This window comes from Corynebacterium sp. MSK047 (genome assembly GCF_030232285.1).
Lineage (GTDB): Bacteria > Actinomycetota > Actinomycetes > Mycobacteriales > Mycobacteriaceae > Corynebacterium > Corynebacterium jeikeium_D.
The window spans coordinates 1-1,384 of sequence record NZ_JASPJI010000053.1; the positions used below are offsets into that span (position 1 = coordinate 1).

1 protein-coding gene is annotated in these 1,384 nt (G+C 58.5%); it reads left to right on the top strand.

From position 1 onward, the window contains the following. The first annotated feature begins 160 nt into the window (after nt 1-160). Nucleotides 161-1,339 (top strand): IS256-like element IS1249 family transposase, encoded by a 1,179-nt coding sequence (locus QP981_RS11145; protein ID WP_005323424.1) that lies wholly within the window; start codon nt 161-163, stop codon nt 1,337-1,339. The last annotated feature ends 45 nt before the right edge of the window (nt 1,340-1,384 follow it).

Below are 1,384 nucleotides of genomic sequence, written 5' to 3' on the forward strand. Positions count from 1 at the left end.
GGTTAAGGGTCAAAAAGTGTGTCCGGAATCGCGGATTTTCACGGATTGACCTGTAGGTTTCCGGAAAGTATATGCTCCGGAAGCATATATCTAGCCCCCGACGGGAAATCCTCGGTGTGGCAGCCGTGATGTGCTATGCGCGGCGTGGTGTGGTGTCGCAATGTCGAAGAACCAACCACGCTGCCACTGCGGCGGTGAAATGAAACGCAACGGCACCACCAGCAAAGGCACCACCAGATGGCGCTGCAAACAATGCGGCGCCTCCAGCGTCAAACGTCGAAACGACATCACCAACGCGGCAGTGTTCACCCAGTTCATCGAGCATTGCACCACCGCAATATCACTCGACGACCTAGCCAAACGAAACGGTGTTAGCCGCGCCACCATGAAGCGGCGCTTCAAGTGGTGCTGGCTCGTTGATGTGCCTGACCCCACCGCCGGCCACCACAAGCGGATCTACGACCAGGTATTTCTCGATGGCACCTACACCGCCGGTGGCTGCCTGATCGTCGCGGCGACCATCGACCACGTGATCGCCTGGCACTGGTGCAAACACGAAACCACCCGCGACTACCAACTGCTGCTTGAACGCATCGAAGCCCCACTCATCGCCGTCATCGACGGCGGCCAAGGCGCATACAGCGCAATCAAAAAGTGCTGGCCGACTACGAAAATTCAACGCTGCCTCGTCCACGCCCAACGCGTGGTCCGCCGCTACACCACCACCAACCCACGCACCGATGCCGGGCGCACCATCTACCGACTTGCGCTGAAACTGACCCGGATCACCACACTGGATGAAGCCGCCGCGTGGGGTGTGCAACTGCACGAATTCTCCACGATCTACCGGGAATGGATGAACGAGAAAACCATGATCAAAGACCCCAAAACAGGTGCATGGACCCGCGTGTGGACCCACCACAACGTGCGCAAGGCCTACAACAGCCTCAACCATCTTTGGCGGTCCGAGATGCTGTTTGTCTACCTCAACCCGCCAGCAGGAGTCCTTGCGCCCGAGCGGATCAAATCCACCACCAACAGCTTAGAAGGCGGCATCAACGCCCAGCTCAAACTGCTCGCCAGAACCCACCGCGGCAGATCAGGCGAACGACAACGCCGCATGCTGGATTGGTGGCTCTACTTAAAAACGGAACTGCCTGACGATCCAGTACGAATCGCCAGGCAGTCCGACTGGGGCCAGGGCCAACTCGCCAAAGTATCCACCCTGACCCAAACCGAGAACCAAGCCGACCACGAAACAGGACGCCCAGCCCTCTACGACAACGCTATCGACACCGACTACACCCACTCAATCGGCATTCAAAAAGGCCAAATCTAACCCCCGCGACACGCCGAGCCAGACACACATTTTGACCCTTAACCC